This window comes from Actinokineospora sp. (genome assembly GCF_050699995.1).
GTDB lineage: Bacteria > Actinomycetota > Actinomycetes > Mycobacteriales > Pseudonocardiaceae > Actinokineospora.
On sequence record NZ_JBOHGC010000034.1, the window covers coordinates 1 to 1,009 of the forward strand.

At 67.7% G+C, this 1,009-nt stretch carries 2 protein-coding genes; both read right to left on the reverse strand.

Going from position 1 to position 1,009, the window contains the following annotated elements:
• A partial coding sequence (locus ACRDSQ_RS02300) for a hypothetical protein (RefSeq protein WP_431418324.1) occupies nt 1–460 on the reverse strand: 460 nt, incomplete at its 3' end.
• A 160-nt stretch (nt 461–620) separates the two neighbouring features.
• Nucleotides 621–1,009: hypothetical protein (locus ACRDSQ_RS02305; protein WP_431418325.1), on the reverse strand; the 389-nt coding region annotated here is incomplete at its 5' end.

A 1,009-nucleotide genomic window follows, 5' to 3' on the forward strand; every position in this document is an offset into this window, starting at 1 on the left:
TCGTCACCGCGGTCACCTTGCCCGCGTCGCCCTCGACGCGGAATCTGACTCCCTGGCCTTCATAGTAGAACATCACACCGCCGCGGCCGACCCCCGACATCCGCTCGGGCATGCCGTACTGCGTCAACAGGTCTTTGAATGTCGACGCGCCCAGCGAGACGCCTTTGCTGGTGACGTACCGGATGTAGTCGGTGAAGACGAAGTCCACGCCGCCGGTCTCGTCCTGCCGCTTCGTCCACGAGACCACCAGGACCTGTCGATCAACCTGCGGATAGACCCAGTAGATGTTCCGTCCGCCGTCGCTGCTGCGATCGTTGGAGATCTCATCGGGCATGCCCAGCCGGTTGAGCACCTGCTGCTGCGTCATGCCCAGTTGAATGTCCCCGATGGCGTGGCCGGGGACCACGATCCAGTTCGCGGGCTGGGCAGATACCGTCAGGCCCGCTGCCAGCACCGCCATGAGGCCGATCGCGACGCTCCACCACCACATTCCGAAGGCCCTCCCTCTGTGCGGGCATCGTCTGCTGGTGGCCGTCCGGGGAACGCCGTGCCCGAGGCCGCCCGGCGACGACCCGCCCGGGTGCGCTCGCGCACCGTGGTTTCAGTCTACCACTGCGCGGTCAACACCGGGAGTAGCCGCACTGCCGGCAGGTTGTGCATCCGTTTTCGTGGACAAGGGAGGCGCCGCAATCGGGGCAGATGCCGATGAACTCCAGCGCGACGTCCGCGTTCGGAGTCCCGTTTCCTCCGGCGACTGGGGCTAGCATCCGCTCCCCGCCATCCACCGGTGCTGGCGGCGGCGTGAAGCGAAGTTCCTCCTGGCGCGGTCGCGGACCCGGTTCGGGCAGCGCGTCGGCGCGGGGAAACGCCTTGTCGGGCCGGAAGCCGTCGCCGTAGAGCGCCCGCCCCAGGGCAAGCGCCACGGCCTGCGCGATCGTGGTCACACGCACGACCGTGCCATCAGCGGATCGGTCAAACGCCAGCTCCTTGCTCTGCACCCGCCACAGTT